General features: G+C 69.0%; 17 protein-coding genes. 1 reads left to right on the top strand and 16 read right to left on the bottom strand.

Annotated features, from left to right (window positions below; all coding sequences use genetic code 11):
- Positions 1-13: 13 nt before the first annotated feature.
- The 12 genes from ACO07Z_RS10680 to ACO07Z_RS10625 form a co-directional block, all read right to left on the bottom strand.
- Complete coding sequence (locus ACO07Z_RS10680; RefSeq protein ID WP_421698706.1) at positions 14-1,618, bottom strand: gamma-glutamyltransferase family protein; 1,605 nt, start codon at positions 1,616-1,618, stop codon at positions 14-16.
- Entirely contained in the window at positions 1,615-2,499 is an 885-nt protein-coding gene (locus tag ACO07Z_RS10675; RefSeq protein WP_421698705.1) for an amidohydrolase family protein, read from the bottom strand. Before ACO07Z_RS10675 ends, ACO07Z_RS10680 begins: the two co-directional genes overlap by 4 nt.
- Positions 2,496-3,485, bottom strand: a complete 990-nt coding sequence (locus ACO07Z_RS10670; RefSeq protein WP_421700795.1) for an NAD(P)-dependent oxidoreductase — start codon at positions 3,483-3,485, stop codon at positions 2,496-2,498. The genes ACO07Z_RS10675 and ACO07Z_RS10670 overlap by 4 nt, the downstream gene beginning before the upstream one ends.
- Positions 3,486-3,490: 5 nt before the next feature.
- Complete coding sequence (locus tag ACO07Z_RS10665; RefSeq protein ID WP_421698704.1) at positions 3,491-4,648, bottom strand: aromatic ring-hydroxylating oxygenase subunit alpha; 1,158 nt, start codon at positions 4,646-4,648, stop codon at positions 3,491-3,493.
- Positions 4,649-4,664: 16 nt separating this feature from the next.
- Complete coding sequence (locus tag ACO07Z_RS10660) at positions 4,665-5,612, bottom strand: arginase family protein (RefSeq protein WP_421698703.1); 948 nt, start codon at positions 5,610-5,612, stop codon at positions 4,665-4,667.
- Positions 5,609-6,268, bottom strand: coding sequence for an ABC transporter ATP-binding protein (locus ACO07Z_RS10655; protein ID WP_421700794.1), 660 nt, complete (start codon positions 6,266-6,268; stop codon positions 5,609-5,611). Before ACO07Z_RS10655 ends, ACO07Z_RS10660 begins: the two co-directional genes overlap by 4 nt.
- 122 nt (positions 6,269-6,390) lie before the next feature.
- A complete protein-coding gene (locus ACO07Z_RS10650) occupies positions 6,391-7,185 on the bottom strand; it encodes an ABC transporter ATP-binding protein (protein WP_421698702.1) in 795 nt (264 codons plus the stop codon).
- Complete coding sequence (locus ACO07Z_RS10645; protein ID WP_421698701.1) at positions 7,182-9,221, bottom strand: ABC transporter permease; 2,040 nt, start codon at positions 9,219-9,221, stop codon at positions 7,182-7,184. Before ACO07Z_RS10645 ends, ACO07Z_RS10650 begins: the two co-directional genes overlap by 4 nt.
- Before the next feature lie 279 nt (positions 9,222-9,500).
- Positions 9,501-10,622 (bottom strand): ABC transporter substrate-binding protein, encoded by a 1,122-nt coding sequence (locus tag ACO07Z_RS10640; RefSeq protein ID WP_421698699.1) that lies wholly within the window; start codon positions 10,620-10,622, stop codon positions 9,501-9,503.
- Between the two features lie 91 nt (positions 10,623-10,713).
- Positions 10,714-11,223: a RidA family protein gene (locus tag ACO07Z_RS10635; protein ID WP_421698698.1), complete on the bottom strand. Its 510-nt coding sequence runs from the start codon at positions 11,221-11,223 to the stop codon at positions 10,714-10,716.
- 152 nt (positions 11,224-11,375) lie between these two features.
- Positions 11,376-12,272, bottom strand: coding sequence for a LysR family transcriptional regulator (locus ACO07Z_RS10630; RefSeq protein ID WP_421698697.1), 897 nt, complete (start codon positions 12,270-12,272; stop codon positions 11,376-11,378).
- 93 nt (positions 12,273-12,365) lie between these two features.
- Positions 12,366-12,962 (bottom strand): TetR/AcrR family transcriptional regulator, encoded by a 597-nt coding sequence (locus ACO07Z_RS10625; RefSeq protein WP_421698696.1) that lies wholly within the window; start codon positions 12,960-12,962, stop codon positions 12,366-12,368.
- A 144-nt stretch (positions 12,963-13,106) separates the two neighbouring features.
- Between ACO07Z_RS10625 and ACO07Z_RS10620 the strand changes: the two genes are divergently transcribed.
- The gene (locus tag ACO07Z_RS10620; RefSeq protein WP_421698695.1) at positions 13,107-13,868 is read left to right on the top strand and encodes an SDR family NAD(P)-dependent oxidoreductase; all 762 of its coding nucleotides are present in this window, start codon (positions 13,107-13,109) and stop codon (positions 13,866-13,868) included.
- Positions 13,869-13,904: 36 nt separating this feature from the next.
- Here the strand turns inward: ACO07Z_RS10620 and ACO07Z_RS10615 are convergent, their stop codons facing one another.
- The 4 genes from ACO07Z_RS10615 to ACO07Z_RS10600 form a co-directional block, all read right to left on the bottom strand.
- Positions 13,905-15,044, bottom strand: a complete 1,140-nt coding sequence (locus ACO07Z_RS10615) for a transglycosylase SLT domain-containing protein (protein ID WP_421698694.1) — start codon at positions 15,042-15,044, stop codon at positions 13,905-13,907.
- 163 nt (positions 15,045-15,207) lie between these two features.
- A complete protein-coding gene (locus ACO07Z_RS10610) occupies positions 15,208-15,846 on the bottom strand; it encodes an aldolase (RefSeq protein ID WP_421698693.1) in 639 nt (212 codons plus the stop codon).
- 63 nt (positions 15,847-15,909) lie between these two features.
- Positions 15,910-17,178, bottom strand: a complete 1,269-nt coding sequence (locus ACO07Z_RS10605) for a TRAP transporter large permease (RefSeq protein WP_421698692.1) — start codon at positions 17,176-17,178, stop codon at positions 15,910-15,912.
- Positions 17,175-17,651 (bottom strand): TRAP transporter small permease, encoded by a 477-nt coding sequence (locus tag ACO07Z_RS10600; RefSeq protein WP_421698691.1) that lies wholly within the window; start codon positions 17,649-17,651, stop codon positions 17,175-17,177. Before ACO07Z_RS10600 ends, ACO07Z_RS10605 begins: the two co-directional genes overlap by 4 nt.
- Between the last annotated feature and the right edge of the window lie 96 nt (positions 17,652-17,747).

Raw genomic sequence — 17,747 nt, 5'->3', positions numbered from 1 at the left:
CTGCCGCGAGGGCTCAGAACCCCATGGCGCAGCCATCCTTGCGCGGGTCGGAGCCGGCCAGCAGGAAGCCGCTCGCGGGATCGCGCAGGATGATCTGCGCCCCACCGAGCGGCTCGACGGCGGCGGTGACGGTGTGGCCGCGCGCTTCAAGCTCGGCGCGCAGGCTGTCGGGCCAGGTTGGCTCGATTTCCAGCACGCCGTCATGGGCGAAGGCGCGCGGCGCGTCCACCGCCGTCTGCACGTCGAGATGGCGGTCGAACAGGCCGGAGAGCAGCGCCGCCTGGCCGGAGGCCTGGTACTGTCCGCCCATGACACCGAACACGCCCAGCGCCTCGCCGTCCTTCCGCAGCAGGCCGGGGATGATGGTGTGCATCGGCCGCTTGCCGCCAGCGATGGCGTTGGGGTGACCCTCGATCAGCCGGAAGGACGCGCCGCGCGAATGCAGCAGCACGCCGGTGTGCGGGTCGATGCGGGTCGACCCATAGCCGTGGAACAGCGAGTTGATGAACGACACCATGTTGCCGTCGCGGTCGACGACGCTGATGTAGACGGTGTCCTTGTGCTCCGGCTCGTCCCACAGCGCCGGCGGCAGAGCGCGGCCCATGTCGATGCGCGCCGCCAGCCGGCGGGCGGTGTCGCGGGAGAGCAGCGTCTCCGCCGGCACAGTCATCGCCGCGGGGTCGGCGAGCAGGGCGTCGCGGTTGTAGTAAGCGAGCTTGCCGGCCTCGGCATGCAGATGCACCCGGTCGGCGAGCGACATTCCCTCGCCGAGATCGAATTCGCGCAGGATGTTGAGCAGCATCAGCGCCGCGAGGCCCTGCCCGTTGGGCGGGCACTCTTCCACGGTATAGCCGCGATACTCGGTGGCGATCGGCGTGGTGTAGAAGGCGCCTTTGGTCATCGCCGCGAAGTCTTCCTCGGTGTGCAGGCCGCCGAGGCTGTTGAGATAGCGCACCAGCGATTGCGCGGTGGCGGCTTCATAAAAAGCGGCCGCGCCATGGGCGGCGATGTCGCGCAGGCGCTGGCCTAGCAGCGGCTGGGCGTGGCGATCACCCGCCACCAATGGCTTGCCGTCCCTCAGGAAGAAGGCGCTGGCATTGGCATCTTGCGCCAGCAGCGGCGCGTCGTCGGCCCAGTCGAAGGCGACGCGCTGGGCGATGGGGTAGCCGTTCTCGGCATAGTCGATGGCGCGGGCGAACAGGCGGTCGAGCGGCAGGGTGGCGTAATCCGCGTGCAGCCGCGTCCAGGCGGAAATCGCCCCCGGCACGGTGATGGCATGCGGGCTGGTGCGGGGAATCTCGGTGGTGAGGCCGGCGGCCTTCAGCGCCGCGACGCTGGCCGCCATCGGCGCCCACCCGCTGCCGTTCAGCGCCACGGTGGGCTTGCCCTTAGGCGCGTAGAGCACGAAGCAGTCGCCGCCGATGCCGGTCATCGCCGGCTCGACCACGCATTGCGCCGCCACCGCCGCCAAGGCCGCGTCCATGGCGTTGCCGCCCGCCTGCAGCACCTCCAGCCCCGCCGCCGTGGCCAGCGGGTGTGAGGTGGCGATCGCCGCGTCGCGGGCGAACAGAGTTGGGCGGGACGGGCCGAAAAAGGTGGAGCGGTGAGTGGTGATCACGGGAGGCGTTCCTGCTCGGGCGGTATTGCGGGGAAGCCATACAGCGCCGCCGCATTGTCTGTCATGATTTTCGCGGCAAGGGCGTCGCTGCCGCACCAGTCGCGGAACAGGTCGATCAGCGTCGCGTCGTCCGGCGGGTTGCCGGGTTTGGAGGGGTGCGGCCAGTTGGTGGCGAACAGGCAGCGCTCGGGCGCATGGGCGATCAGCGCGCGGGCGAGCGCAGCGACATCGCTGTAGTCGGGCGGGCCGAGGCGCGAGGTCTCATAGACGCCCGAGGTCTTCACATAGGTGCGGCCCGAGTCGAGGAGCCGTTGCAGCGCCTTGAACCCGGGATGATCGAGGCCGACGGGTTCCAGGAACTTGCCGTTATGGTCGATCACCAATCGGCCCGGCAGGCGGGCGAGACGGTCGGCTTCCTCGTGCAGAAGCCGCCCGTCCATCTGCATCTGCACATGCCAGCCGAAAGCCGCGGTCTTCGCCGCCAGCGTGTCGAGATCGCCCCAGCCGAGCGCGCCGCCGCCGATCATGAAGAAGCGGATGCCGCGTATGCCGAGGCCGGTGAGCCGCTCAAGCTCCGCGTCGCTCACATCGGGGGGCACCACGGCGACGCCGCGGGCATCTTCCCCGAGGATCACCATCGCGTCCAAGGTGGCGCGGTTGTCGAAGCCGTAAACCGAGGGTTGCACGACGACGGCGCGCGAGAGGCCGAGCGTGGCGCGCACCTTGAGATAGGCGGCGATATCGCCCCCCGCGACCGGCGGAAACGGCGAGGCGGGTGCCGGCGGATAGGTCTCCGCCGGGCCATAGATGTGCATGTGGCAGTCGCACGCGCCCGGCGGCGGCGTGAAGGCCGGTGCGCGCGTCGGCAGCAGCGCGTTCATCGCGACCGCCAGTTGGAGAGGCGGTGCGGGTTCTTGGCGTGGATCGGTAGCCGGCCTTCCAGCATCGCCTTCACCTGCTCCACCGTCTCCATCGCCTGGAATTCGGAGGGCTCGATCATCAGCGCCGCCGAATGCGGCGTGGCGACGACATTGGGCAGGCGGGCGAGGCGCAGCGAGGGCTGCTGGTCGCGCCCGTCGCCGACATCGAGACCGGCGCCGGCGATGGTGCCGGAGGTGAGCGCCGCCTCCAGCGCGTCCTCATCCACCAGAATGCCGCGCGAGATGTTGATGAAGAAGGCGTCGCGCCGCATCTTGGCGAAAGCCTCCGCGTTCATCATCCGCTCCGTCTCCGGCGTCGCATAGGCGGCGCAGACGACGAAATCCGGCTGGGACAGCACCTCGTCGAGGCCGACCGGGATGACCGCCCCATTGTCGAGGCGCGCATAGGGATCGTAGACCGTCACCTTCATCTTGAAGGCCAGGGCGAGCTCGACGATGCGCCGGCCGATCGAGCCATAGCCGATGACGCCGACATGGGCGCCGGCCATCTGCCGGCCGAACACCATGGGGTGGGAGGCGTCGCCGGCATGGTAGCGCTCGGCATCGCGCGTGATATTGCGGGCGAGGTCGAGCATGAGGGCGAGCGTGTGCTCGGCCACCGCATCGGCATAGCCGGAGGAGCAGTTGCACACGAGGATGCCGGCCTCGGACGCCGCGTCGACATCGATATTGCGCATGTCGACGGCGCAGCGGGTGAACAGCTTCACGTCCTTCAGCCGCTGCATCACTTCACGCGGGCCGGCTGCGAGGCGGTCTGAAATGACCACCTCGCAGCCCTCCGCCGCCTTCACGAGGGTGTCTCCCGACAGGGGCTCATTACTGTCGTTCATCACCAACTCGATCGGCAGTGCTTTCAGGGCGTCGACAGCCCTGTAGCCGTAGAAATGTTTGAGCAGGTCGCGGTTATGGGTGAGCAGCACACGCATAGGTTTCACTCGGTGCCCTCGGCCATGCCGGCGACGATCTCTGCCGGCAGCTGCGCCATCACCCAGCGGTTCATCGCCAGCACCATGTCGTCGCGCCAGGAGAGCGGGCCGGGGCGGGCAAGGCAGGAGGACAGGCCGATCTGCTGCTTCTGCAGGATGTCGACATCCTCCAGTGCGACCGCTTCCCAGCGCTTGTAATAGGGCGCGGCGCGCTCCTCGAAATCGGGCAGCTCGGTATAGGCCTTCGGGAAGCAGCCGCCGACGGAAAGCACGGAGCGATCAACGGAAATCGGCCGCACCGCCAGCCACCAGGCGCAGTCCTGGGCGTAGACGAACTGCACGGTCGGCTCGATCACGGTGAAGAAAGTGCCCTTGCGCGCCTGCTCGGACAGGCCCTCGATCGGCGGGAAGGGCGGCTCCTGCCCGAGCACGGCGATGGAGCGGTTCGCCTGAACCTGGATGACGTGCCAGTTGCCCTGGGTGGGGAAACTCACCGAGCGCTGGGCGCCGACGGTGGCGGCATGGACGATGCCGGTGTGGTAGGTCTCCATGGCGTTTTCGAGCAGCAGCTTCCAGTTGCACCGCGTCTCGATTTCCATGTGCCAGGTCTTGACCATGTCGCCGAGCCGGTGGCTGCCGACCAGCTCCGGCATGTTGCCGAGATGGGTCATCAGGCCGGGGGCGCTGTCGTCGTAATTCAGGAACACCGAGCCTTCCCACACCTCCATGCGGATGGGGATGAGGCCATGCGGCGGCTTCTCGAATTTCGGCACTTCGCGCATGCCCGGCGCGCCGGCCAGCGTCCCGTCCAGCCGGTAGTTCCAGGCGTGGTAGGGGCAGGTGAGGTTCTTCGCGTTGCCGCAGCCTTCCATGATGATGGAGGCGCGGTGGCGGCAGACATTGGCGAAGGCGCGCAGCACCTCGTCCTCGCCGCGCACCAGCAGCACCGGGCCGCCGACGCTGTCGAGCGCCTTGAAATCACCGGGCTTGGCCACTTCTTCCACCCGGCCGGCGAAGAACCAGCTCTTCATGTGGATGTGGTCCACCTCGGCCTTGAACACGGCCGGGTCGGTGTAGAAGCGGGTCGGCGCGCTCTTGGCGTCGCCGAGCGGCGGCTCGGACCAGACATAGGGTTCGGGAACCAGCGTCGTTTCCAGGCTCATGACCGGGGCCTTTCGTTCAGCGATGCCCGGCATTCAGGCGGTGTTCCGCCTGGCCGAGCTGGACGAGATGAAGGGCGATGACGGCGACATGGCCGGCCAGCATGGCCGACATGCCCTGCACGTCATGGGGCGGGCTCAGCGTGTTGATGTCGACGCCGACGAGGTCCAACCCCTTGAGTCCGTGCAGAAGATCGAACACTTCCGCCACCGGCGGCCCGCCCCAGGTGGGGGTGGCGACACCCGGCGCGGCGGAGGGGTCGAAATAATCCATGTCGAAGGACAGGTGCACGGGCCGTGTGCCGACCACGTCGCGCACCTCGGCGGCAATGGCCTCCGGCCCGCGCCGGCGCACCTCGTCACCCGCGATCAGCCGGTAGCCGAGGCCGCGCGTGTAGTCATAGGCGCCGCCGACCAGCATGGTGCCGCGCGCGCCGATATGGAAGGAGCGCTTGGCGTCGATCAGCCCTTCCTGGGCCGCCAGGGTGAAGGTGGTGCCGGTGTTGAGCTCCTCGCCGGGATAGGCGTCGGTGTGGGCGTCGATATGGATCAGCACCAGCTCGGGGTAACGCTTTGCCAGCGCACGCAAAACCGGCAACGTTACCGTGCCGTCGCCGCCGACGCAGAGCGGCACCGCGTCCGCCGTCACCACCTCCTGCACCACGGCTTCCATCGCCGCCATGGACGGGCCGATATCGGAGGCGACGACATCGACATCGCCGAGATCCACCACCCGCCCGCCTTCGCGCGGATCGCTATCCGCCAGCGGGGGATAGAACGGACGCACCTCGCTCGACATGGCGCGGAACGACGCCGGCCCCTGACGCGAGCCGATGCGGGTGGCGTGGGTGCCGCAGTCGAAGGGCAGGCCGATGACGGCGATCTGCCCGGCACGGACGGATGTCGCCGGGGGCACACCGAGAAATGTTCCGAGCCGCATGCGCGGGGCTCCTGAAGTATCGGTCATGCATCGGCTCCAAGATAGAAAGACTTCACGCGCTCCGGATCGATATTTGCGCCGCTGTCCTCATCGACGATGCGGCCGAGGCGCATGATGTAAACGTGATCGGAGAGGCGCATGGCCTCCACTGCGTTCTGTTCGACCAGCAGGATGGTGGTGCCCTGCTTGCGGATCTCCAGCACGGTGTCGAGAATGAGGTCGATCATCTGCGGGGCGAGGCCCATGGTGGGCTCGTCCATGATCAGCAGGGACGGGCGGGACATGAGGCCGCGCGCGATGGCGAGCATCTGCTGCTCGCCGCCGGACATGGTGCCGGCCTGCTGCGCCATGCGCTCGCCCAGGCGCGGGAACAGCGCCACCATGCGTTCGAGATCGCTTGCGATATCAACGGCATCACCGCGCGCATAGGCGCCGAGCATCAGGTTTTCGCGCACGGTCATGCCGGCGAAGACGCGGCGGCGTTCCGGCACATGGGCGATGCCGCGCGCCACCCGCAGCTCCGGCGCCAGCGCGGTAATGTCTTCTCCGGCAAAGCGAATTCGCCCGGAAGCGAGGGTGAGCAGGCCGGACAGCGCCATCAGCGTCGTGGTCTTGCCGGCGCCGTTGGAGCCGACCAGCGAGACGATGCGGCCGGGCTCGACATGGAGATTGACGCCGTCCACGGCGCGGATGCGGCCATAGGAGACGGCCAGATCTTCAACCTGAAGTAGCGGCGGCGTGGCCGCATCGGCGTGACCGGTCGGTGCGGTGTGGTGGACGATGTGTCCAGTCTGGCTCATCGCGCTCACCTCGCCCGGCCGAGATAGGCGGCCTGCACCGCCGGGTCGGCCAGCACCTCTTCCGGCGCGCCGTCCGCCAGCTTGCGGCCGTATTCCAGTACGGTGAGGTGGTCGCACAGCCGGCGCACCACCTGCATGTCGTGCTCGATCAGCAGCACGGCGATGCCCTGCGCCCTCACCTGCCGCACGAGATCGGCGATCTCGGCCTTCTCCACCGCGTTCATGCCGGCGAGCGGCTCGTCGAGCAGCAGCAGTTTTGGCGAGGAGATGAGGGCGCGGGCGATCTCGACCCGGCGCTGATGGCCATAGGACAGGGTGGTGGCGACGCGGTCAGCCACCTCCGCCCCCAGCCCGACAAAGGCGAGCAGTTCATAGGCGCGGGCGATCATCGCCGCTTCCGCCGCGCGCGCGGCGCGCCGGCCGAAGACGAGGGAGAGCGCATTGGCGGAAAAGCGCTGATGCGCGCCGACCAGCACGCTCTCCAGCACCGTCATCGCGCCGAACAGCCGAATGTTCTGAAAGGTGCGGGCAAGGCCGCGCCGGGCGAAGCCGTTGACGCCCAGCCCGCCGATCTCCGCGCCGTCGAACAGCAATTCGCCCTCGGTCGGGCGGACGAAGCCGGTGAGCACGTTCAGCACCGTGGTCTTGCCGGCGCCATTGGGGCCGATCAGCCCGTGAATGGAATCGCGGCCGATGGCCATGTCGAGGTCGCCGACGGCCTGCAGCCCGCCGAAGCGCACGGTGATGGCGCGGGCTTCCAGCAGCGGCGTGGGGGTGGGCGCTCGGGTCAGAGGTTTCATGCCACCTCCTTCGCGTGCCGGGCGCCGGGCCTCGTTCCGGGCATGGTGAGGGCGACGCGGGCGCTGGCGGCGAGGCCCTGCGGGCGGAACACCATCAGCACGATGAGCACGATGCCGAGCAAAGCGAAGCGGGTTTCCGGGTAGGCCTGCACGAAGGGCAGGTCGAGCGCCAGCTGCAGGAACACGATCCAGATCAGCGCGCCCACGAACGGCCCGATGAAGGTGCCGAGCCCGCCGAGCACCACCAGCATCAGCAGCAGGATGTTCTCGAACAGGGAGAAGTTCAGCGGGCTGATATATTGCTGGGTGTGGGCGTAGAACACGCCGACAAAGCCGCCAACAAAGCCGCTCGCGGCATAGGCATAGAGCTTGTAGCGCGCGGTGGGCACGCCCATCGCCTCCGCCGCCTCCTCATCCTCGCGGATCGCCACCCAGGCGCGCCCGACATAGGAGCGCACCAGCCGGGCGATGGCGAAGACCACGACGACGGCCAGCGCCAGGGCGAAGAAGAACTGCGCCCGCGGCGAGCCGAGCGCGATGCCGAACAGGTTCGGCGCGGGAATGCCGCGAATGCCCATCGGCCCGTTGGTCAGGTCCATCCAGTTGATGGCGACCACGCGGACGATCTCGCCGAAGCCGAGCGTCATGATGGCGAGATAGTCGCCGCGCAGCCGCAGGGTCGGCGTGCCGAGCAGCACCGCGAAGCCGGCGGCGAGCAGGCCGGCCAGCGGCAGATTGAGATAGAGCAGCCACCAGATGGTCGCCGGCTCGACGCCGAACTGATCCTTCAGCACCAGCACGAACAGGATCGAGGTGAGATAGGCGCCGACCGCCCAGAAGGCGACGAAGCCGAGATCGAGCAGGCCGGCAAAGCCGACGATGACGTTAAGCCCGCTCGCCAGCATGCCGTAGATCACCACGAGGGTGAGGATGCGCAGCCAGTAATCGGAGGGCACCAGCGCGCCGACGACCAGCGCCAGCGCCAGCAGGCCGAGCGCGGCGGGCGTGCCGGCGGAAGCGGCGCGGGCGAGCCATCCGTCGAGCGTGCCGAAGGCGGCACGCAGCCAGGCTGCACCGAATTCCGAGGCGCCCCCGAGCAGGCTGCCGCGCCCGGCGGAATTCAGCTCCGGCTTGCCGAGCAGGCCCTGCGGACGCAGATAAAGCAGGCCGACCAGCAGCACGAAGCTGATCGCGTCCTTCCAGGCGGTGCCGTTGGGCAGATAGCCCGACCCCAGCGCCTCGACGAGGCCAAGGATGAGACCGCCCAACGCCGCGCCGGGAATGGAGCCGATGCCGCCGAGCACGGCGGCGGTGAGCGCCTTCAGCCCCGGCAGGAAGCCCATGCTGGAATGGGCGAAGCCATAGGTCTGCGCATAGAGCAGCCCCGCCAGCGCGGCGAAGCCCGAGCCGATGGCGAAGGCGGCGGCCACCACCCGGTTGACCGGGATGCCGACCAGCGTCGCCGCCATCTGGTCTTCCGCGCTGGCCCGCATCGCCCGGCCGAGCGAGGAGCGGGCGATGAAGGCGGAAAGCCCGAGCATGGCGGCCAGCGCGGTCGCCATGACCACGAGGTCCATCACCGAGAGATAGATGGAATCGAACAGCACCACCGGCGGCAGGGTGGCGAGGGCGAATTCCGGGAAGCGCAGCTCCTCCGCGCCCCAGACGGTCTGGGCGAGGCTTTGCAGCACCACGGAGACGGCGATGGAGGTGATGAGCGGGGCGAGGCGCGGGGCGTTGCGCAGCGGGCGGTAGGCGATGCGATCGACCAGCACGCCGAGCGCGGCGGTGAGGGCGATGGCCCCCGCCGCGGCCACGGGCAGCGAGAAGCCCGGCATCGGCACGATGGTGCCGAGCAGGCGGACCTCCGGCAGCATCAGCGACGCGGTGAGGAAGGCGCCGAGCATGAACAGTTCGCCAAAGGCGAAGTTCACCAGGCGCACGACGCCGTACACCAGGGTGAAGGCGACGGCGGCAAGGGCGTAGATCGCCCCCAGCACCAATCCGTTCGCCAGCAACTGTCCGAGATAATCCATCGCCTGCCTGCGTTGCCTCTGGGAATGCGCCGGCCCGGAGCGAGCCGGGACGGGTGGGTTCTGCGCGGAGCGCCGGCCGGTGAGGGGGTAGCGAGCTCGCTTCCCCTTCTTCCCTCGCCCCTTGGGGGAGAGGTGGCCCGCGCCAACGGGTCGGTGAGGGGGCGGGTCAGGAAGCCGGGCTTCCCCCACCCCAACCCTCTCCCCCATGGGGAGAGGGAGCGCGGTGCGCCTGCTCCTATCTTCCCTCTCCCCAGGGGGAGAGGGAGCGGGACGCGCGGCTTATGGCTGCTTCGGGGCGAGGCCGAACTTGCCGTCCTTCACTTCGAGGAAATACAGCGCGCCGGCGCGGTCGCCCGAGGGGTCGAAGCTGGTGGGGCCGGTGACGCCGGGAACGTCCTTCAGCTTGCCGAAGGCGGCGTTCAGGCTCTCTCGCGTCACCGGGCCGTCCTTGGCGGCGAGATCGACCGCCGCGCCGAGCGCCATGCCGGCGTCATAGCCCAGCGCTGCCCAGGCGCTCGGGTCTTCCTTGTAAGCGGCCTTGTAGGCGGAGAGGAAGCTCTCCGTCGCCGGGGTGGCGACCGCGGGATCGAACATGCCGTAGACGATCATGCCTTCCACGGCGTTGCGGCCGAGCTTCATCAATTCGACATTGAGCGCGCCGTCGGTGGAGAGAAGCTGCGCCTTGATGCCGAGCGCGCGGGCCTGTTCGGCGATCTTCGCCGCCTCGGTGTAGAAGCCGCCGATGAAGATGGCGTCGGGCTTGGCGGCGCGCACCTTGGTCAACAGCGTGCGGAAATCCTTGGAGCCGAGCAGATAGGATTCGGTGCCGAGGATCTTGGCGCCGTCCTTCTCGGCGGCGGCGGAGAACGCCTTGGCGACGCCGATGCCGTAATCATCCTGCTGGTTCAGCACATAGATCGACTTGAGGCCGAGCGTCTTGGCCGCATAGTCGCCCATCATCGTGCCCTGCACCGCGTCGGTGAGCACGTTGCGGCGGAAATAGGGGCTGACATTGGTCAGCGCCGGGCTGGTGACGGCGGAGGCGAGAACCGGGAGCTTGCACTCGTTGAAGACCGGCACGGCGGCAAGGGCGATGGAGGAGAAGGAATAGCCCATCACCACATCGACCTTCTTGTCGGAGCAGAAGCGCTGGGCGATGAGCACGCCCTCGCGCGCCTCGCCGCGATCATCCACCGCGTCGATCGTGTAGGTGTTGCCGCCCTTCTTGTTCAGCGCCGCCACCGCGAGGTCGAGGCCCTTGCGCATGTTGAGGCCGAAGGCGGCGAAATCGCCGGAGAGCGCGGCGGTGAAGCCGATGGTGATCTCCTCCGCTCGGGCAAAGCCGGGGGAGGCGAGAAGGCCGATGCCGAGCACGGCAGCGGCAAGGCGATGGGTCGTCATGCGAAGTCTCCTCTGGAAGAGATGAGCCGTGCGGCCTGCTGCGGAAGGTTCCGGCCTTCTGGCCGTGTGGTTGATTGGGTCGGCGTCGGGTTCAGTGGAGTTCCACCGTCACCCAGGTCTCAAAGCAGTAATCGTCGGCCAGCGACATCACCCCGATGGAGGCGCGCCCGCCGACGCCGATCTCCGGGCCGAACACCTGCTCGAACAGATCGGTGAGCCCGCTCGCCACCAGATGCGGCTGGGTGAAAGAGGGGTCGCAGGCGATGAAATTGAGCGAGCGCACCAGCCCCTTCACCCGGTCGAGATCGCCGACCGCGTCCTTGATGCAGGACAGGCAGTTGAGCCCGGTGAGGCGCGCGGCCTCATAGCCCTGTTCCACGGTGACGTCGCGCCCCAGCCGGCCGGGGAACAGTGCCTTGCCCTCGTCATCGACGCCCGCCGTCTGGCCGGAGAGGAAGAGCAGCTTGTCGCTGAGATAATGCGGCTTCATCTTGCCGTAGCGCGTGCCGTAATAGCCCGCCCCGCCGCCGGCGCCAGGAAGCACAAGGCCGAGTTCCTCGACCCGCTTCGTCGCCGAGAGGCTCATCGCCGATGTGCTCATATGCGTCTTCCCCGCGCAGGCTGTTCCTGCCCTGATTTCCCGTCGATTTCGCGTCGGCGTCAAACAGGAATTAGCGGGAAGTCCATAAGGCAAAGTTATACACTCTCCCGCGCCGGCTACCGCTGCCCGAAGTTTGAGCGCGGTGGGGGCTTTCAGCGCGGGGCGGCGAGGTCCGGCGCCACCGCGCGGCGGAAACGCTCCATGAAGGCGACGGAAATGCGCGAGGGCGGCCTTGTGCTGGGGCGGAACATGCCGAAGCGGTAGGGCACGAGCGGGCGGAACGGGACCGCCACCAGCCCCATCGCGGCGAAGAAGCGGGCGGTGGCGGGATCGACCAGCGTCACCGCGCCGAGCTGCTGCACCAGCACGCAGGCGGTGCCGAAAAATTCCACCTCCGCCACCACGTTCCAATGCGCCTGCGCCTCGAAGAAGGCCTCCGCCGCGGCGATATGGGTGATGTGCTCGGGAAACAGCGTGACGAAGGGCAGGGCGTCGAGCTGTTCCGGCCCGATGCAGCGCTCGCCCGCCAGCGGATGATCGGCGCGCATCACGCACATGCAGGCCACCTCGAACAGTTCGAGCGAGGCGACATGAATGTCGATGGGCAGTTCCGCGAAGCCGACATCGAAGGCGCCGATGGTGCCGAGATCGCGCACCGCATAGGAGGAGCGGGTGATGAAGCGGGCGGTGGCCCCCGCATTCTCCTTCAGCACATCGGCGATGATGGGGGGGAGCAGATAGGTGGCGAGGCCCGGCGGGCTGGCGATGAGCAGCGTCGCCGAGGACAGGCTTTTCAGGTTGCGCGAGATGGCCAGCGTGCGGTCCATCGCGTCGAGCGTGCGCACGATGGCGGCGAAGAAGGTCTCCGCCTCCGGGGTCGGCTCCAGCCTTCCATGGGCGCGGTGGAACAGCCGCACCCCGATCTCGTCCTCCAGCCGGGCGATGAGATTGCTGATCGCCGGCTGCGACTTACCCAGCAGCACGGCGGCGGCGCTCATCGAGCCGTTCTCATAGACGGCGCGGAAGGCTTCGAGATGGCGGGTGTCCATCGCTGACGCTCACTCCCCCGGGCGCCCGGCCCCGCCGCGCGATTCGCCTTCATTGTCGGGGCCGGCCCCCGCCGGCGCAATGGCGGGGAGGGGTCACGCGGCCGGCGGGCGCGCGGGAAAGCTCGCCAGCGCCAGCGCGGCGACGGCGTCCAGCCTGTCGCGGCTGAACCCGGCCTTGGCCTGCACGCCGATGCCGTGCAGCACCGCCATGAGAAAGGCGGCCAGTGATTCGGGCTGAGCGTCCGGGGGGAGGTCGCCCTCCGCTTTCGCCCGCGCGAAGCGCTGGCACAGCGCCGCTTCGCCATCGGCGCGGGCGGCGATCAGCGCCTGCCGCACCGGCTCGGCCGCGTCCGAGCCGGCGAGCACGCCATTGAGGTAGAGGCAGCCGGTATGGTCGGGGCAGCGCGTGTTGAGCTCCACCGCGCGGGCGAGCATATGCGCCGCCACCTCCCGCGCCGTGGGCAGGGCAAGGGCTTCGGGCACATAGGCGAGCTCGCGCTCGGTGTAGCGGGCGAGGACGCGGCGAAACAGCGCCTCCTTATTGCCGAAGGCGGCATAGAGCGCCGGGCGCTCCACCCCCACCGCCGCGGTGAGGTCGGCATAGGAAGTGCCCTCATAGCCCTTGCGCCAGAACACGGCGAGCGCCGCGTCCAGTGCCTCTTCCATATCGAAGCCGCGCGGGCGTCCCATCAGGCGGGTCCCTTCGTTTTCATAACGGGCATTATAAAACGCCTTGACAGGCGGTGTCCATATTTCATACCTCTCGTTACATAACGAGCGTTACAAAACGCTTCCCTCGTGCCGGCGCCTCCGCGCGCCGCGAAAGGATTTTTCATGTCGAAACCTCTCACGGGCAAGGTTGCCCTCGTCACCGGCGGGTCGCGCGGGCTGGGTGCCGCCATCGCCACGACCCTGGCCGCGCAGGGCGCCGATGTCGCCCTCACCTATGTCGCCTCGGCGCAGAAGGCCGAGGCGGTGGCCGCGAAGCTGCGGGCACAGGGTGTGCGCGCGCTCGCCCGGCGGGCCGACCAGGCAGACAGCGCGGCGGCCAAGCCGCTGGTCGAGGCGGTGCTGGCGCATTTCGGGCGGCTGGACATTCTCGTCAACAACGCCGCCATCGCCGTTCAGGGCCGCACGGTCGACGACCCGCAGCTCGACACCGCAGGTCTCGACCGGCAATGGCAGGTCAATGTGCTTGGCGCCGTGGCGACCACGCGCGCAGTGGCGCCGGTGCTGTCCGATGGCGGGCGCATCCTCTTCATCGGCTCGCTGATGGGCAGCCGCGTGCCCTTCGCCGGCGCGGCCGACTATGCCGGCAGCAAGGCGGCGATCGCCGGCTATGCCCGTGGTGTCGCCCGCGATCTCGGCCCGCGCAACATCACCGTCAATGTGGTGCAGCCCGGCATCATGCCGACCGATATGGCGGTGGACGCGCTGGGCGAGGACGGCCCGCCGGCGGCGCTGATGGACCAGCACCCGATCCGTCGCATCGCGACGCTGGGGGAGGTCGCCGCGCTGGTGGGCTTCCTCGCCGGGCCGCAGGCGGGCTACATGACCGGCAGCAGCTTCGACGTGGCGGGTGGGCTGCAGACCTGATGCAGCCGGGCCGGCGCTGTCGCCCCGCCCATTCCGCTACGGCGCGGCGGGCTCGGCGGCGTCGCCGGTCTGGGCGGGGGTGGCGCTGGCGGTGCGGATCAGCGAATCCAGCATCTGCTTGCGCTTGGCCTCGTAATAATAGCCGCGCGCATAGAGCATCACCGCCCGCTTCTCGTCGCGCCCGGCAACCCGGTAGGCATTGGCGAGATAGGCGACGGCGTAGGTGAGGTTGGTGTCGGCGTCGAGCAGGTCCTTGGGCGCGCCACGGAAACCGAGGGCGCGGGCGGTGTCGACGCGGATCTGCATCAGCCCCCAATAGGGGCCGTTACGGCGGCTCGGCTCGAATTTGCTCTCGCGCCAGGCGACGCGGCGCACGAGCCACACCGGCACGTCGAAGCGCTGGGCGTGGCGCTCCAGCAGCGCCTCGATGGCCTCGGGCGCGCGGTCGGCAGTGGCGCGGGTCGCCACCGGCTCGGGCGCGTCGTCGATGGGGCGCGCGGCGTCTTCCCCCTCCGGCAGCGGCTCCACCTCCGCCTCGGCCACCGCTTCGGCCGGCACCTTGGCGGACGCGGCCGCCTTTGCCTGTGCGGCCGGGAAGGCGGGGGAGTCGGCCGATGGCGGAGCGGCGAAGGCGAGCGCGTCGCTGGGTCGGCTCGGCGGCAGCGGCACCAGCGAAGCGAGCACGATGGCGCGCTTTTCCGCCAGGCGCTTGGGCGGCACGGGAATGGTCGGGGGCGCGGCAGCGGGTGCGGCGGGTTCAGCCGGGGCGGCGGCCGACGCCAAAGGCGCGGCGGGCTCGCTAGGCGCGGTGATCGCCGGAGAGCTCTCGCTCGGCGTCACGGCCACAAGGGCGACCGCCTCCGTGTGCACCACCAGCCGCTCGCCGGTGAGCGCGCCGCGCGCGGGGTCGGTGATCCACGCACTGTAGGAAGGGGCGACGAGATCGGCCGGGCAGCGCGGCACCGGCGCCAGAACCGGCGGCGGCACGACGCGGGAGAGCGTGACCGCCACCACGCGCACGGTACGCACGGGCGCGGCCTTCTTGGTCGCAGCCGCTTTGGTCGCAGCCGCGTTCGTCGCGGCCGAAGCCGGGGCCGCAACGAGCATGCCGCCCGCCAGCAGCGCGAGGCTGGCGACGGTGAGCGGCGTCAAGGCCGGGGTGGGTCGTGTTTTCACGCGTTTCACGCCCGATGGCCTAGCATATTTATTAACGGGCTGAAAATCCCGGCCGGGCGGCGGTGGCCGGGCCGGGCCTTTACGCACGCGGCCGGCGGGAGCTTTGCCGGCTCAGTGCCCGCCACGCGTGCCCGTGTCAGGCGCCCCGCCTCAGCGTCCGGTTTCAGCGGCCCATGGCGCGCAGTTCGGCGATCTCGGCCTCTGTGAGGTAGCGGATCTTCTCGCCGCGCAGGATGAAGGCGAGGCGCGCGGTCTCTTCCAGCTCCTCGGCATTGTTGACCGCGTCTTCCAGGTCCTTGCCCAGCACCACCACGCCATGCGAGGCGAGCAGGAAGGCGTTGACCGGGTGCGCCTTCGCCGCCACCGCGAGATCGCGGGCGATTTCCGGCGCGCCGGGGCGGTAATAGGGAATGACCGGCATATAGCCGGCGCGCATCACGTAATAGGGCGTGAAGGGGCGCAGAGCGTTGTCGGTCGGCAGGTCTTCCAGGCAGGAGAGGGCGGTGAGATAGGTCGAGTGCAGATGCACGATCGCCCCCACCTCCGGCCGCGCCTCGAACAGAGCGAGATGGAAGGCGAATTCCTTCGAGGGCTTGGGTCCCGGCACCGGCCGGCCCTCGCCGTCGATCCGCGCCAGCGCGTCGGGGGAGAGCCGCCCGAGACTGCCGCCGGTGGGGGTGACGAGGAAGCCGCCTTCCTCCAGCCGCACCGAGACATTGCCGGCGCCGCCGACGCTGTAGCCCCGGTCGAACAGGCTCTTGCACAGGGTGCACAGAAGTTCGGCCCGCTCATTCCCGCTCATCGTTCCGTCTCCTTAGGCCGGGATCGAAGAGGCCGGCACCGCAGGGGCGCCGGCCGCCGCAACTTACCTGGTCAGCGCCCAGCTGGTGAAGCCGGGCACATAGGTGACCAGCGCCAGCACCGCCAGCATGATGCCGATGAAGGGCAGCATGGCGCGCGAGAGCTTCATGACCGGCACGCCGGAAATGCTGCTGGCGAGGTAGAGCGCCGTGCCCACCGGGGGCGTCAGCAGGCCGATGGTGAGGTTGATCACCATGATCAGGCCGAACTGCACCGGGTCCACCCCCATATGCGCCGCCACCGGGCCGAGGATCGGCGTCATCAGCAGGATCGCCGGACCGCTGTCGAGGAACATGCCGACCACGAGCAGCATGAGGTTGATCAGCAGCAGCAGCAGGATCTTGTTCTCGGTGAGCCCGAGAATGGCGCCGGCAATGGTCTGCGGCAGGCGGGCATTGGTGAGCAGCCAGCCGAACAGCGAGGTGGCGGCGATGATGGCGGCGATCACCGCCGTGGCGATGGCCGCTTCCATGCAGATCTTCGGAATGTCGGCGAGGGTGAATTCCTTGTAGACGAACAGTCCGACCAGGAAGGCATAGACCGCCACCACCGCGCCGCCCTCGGTGGGGGTGAACACGCCCATGCGGATGCCGCCGATGATGATGACGGGCATCATCAGCGCCCAGCTCGCCTCCTTGAAGCGCTGCCACTTCTCAGCGCCGCTCACCCGGCCTTCCGTGGGATAGCCGTGCCGCACCGCATAGACATAGGAATAGAGCGCGAAACCGAGGCCGATAAGGATGCCGGGCGCGATGGCGGCGAGGAACAGGTCGCCGATCGAGGCCTGGTTGGACACGCCATAGATGATGATGGCGATGCTCGGCGGCAGGATCAGCGCCAGGCTGCCCGAAGACGCGACGAGCGCGGCGGAGAAGCCGGCATCGTAGTTGCGCTTCTTCATCTCCGGGATCATCACCGAGCCCAGCGCGGCGACATCCGCCACGCCCGAGCCGGAGACGCCGCCCATGATCACGCCGCTTGTCGTGACGACATGGGCAAGGCTGCCGCGGATATTGCCGACCAGCGCCAGCGCCAGATTGATGATGCGCCTTGTGATGCCGCCATGGCCCATCAGCGAGCCGGCCAGCATGAACAGCGGGATCGCCATCAGCGGGAAGGAATCGACCGAGGTGAACAGGCGCTGGCCGAACAGCGCCATCGGGTAGCCCTGGTAGAGGATCGCCCCCAGCGAGGCGAGGGCGATGCCGAAGGCCACGGGCACCCCGAGAATGAGGAACAGCGCGAAGCCGCCGAACAGAAGCAGGGCGATCATGGCGTGACCTCGCGGGTGGTGGCGCGCTGCCAGGCGGCGCGCAGGGCGAAATAGACCAGGGCGGCGCCGCTGAAGGGGATCACCGCATAGACGTAATACATGGGCAGGCCGAGGGCGGCGCTGCGCTGGTTCAGCCCGAACTTGATGAGCGAGGCGCCGCCGACCACCAGCGCCACGCCGACCAGCGCGACGAGGAAGGCGTTGAACACGTTGAGCGCGCGCGAGGGCTTGGCCGGCAGCAGCGTCAGCAGGAAGTCGAGCGCGATATGCGCCTTCGACTGGAACGCCGCGGCCATGCCGAGGAAGGTGATCCAGACGAAGATGTAGCGGCCGAGTTCCTCGGACCAGCTGAGCGAATTCGCGAAGGCATAGCGCGCGACCACCTGGGCGAAGGTGACGCCCATCATGGCGAACATCAGCGCGGCGATGGCCCAGAGAAGGAAGTGGTGTATCAGCCGATCCAGCTTGTCCAAGCTCGTGTCTCCCTCAGGCGGCGCGCTGCCGGCCGGCCCGAAACGGGGAAGGGTGCAGCCCTCCCCCGTTCCGCGCCGTGGCTGGCGATGGCCGCG

The organism is Ancylobacter sp. (assembly GCF_965229075.1).
GTDB lineage: Bacteria > Pseudomonadota > Alphaproteobacteria > Rhizobiales > Xanthobacteraceae > Ancylobacter.
Note: the sequence above shows the minus strand (reverse complement) of the source record. Positions and strands in the feature narration are given on the sequence as shown.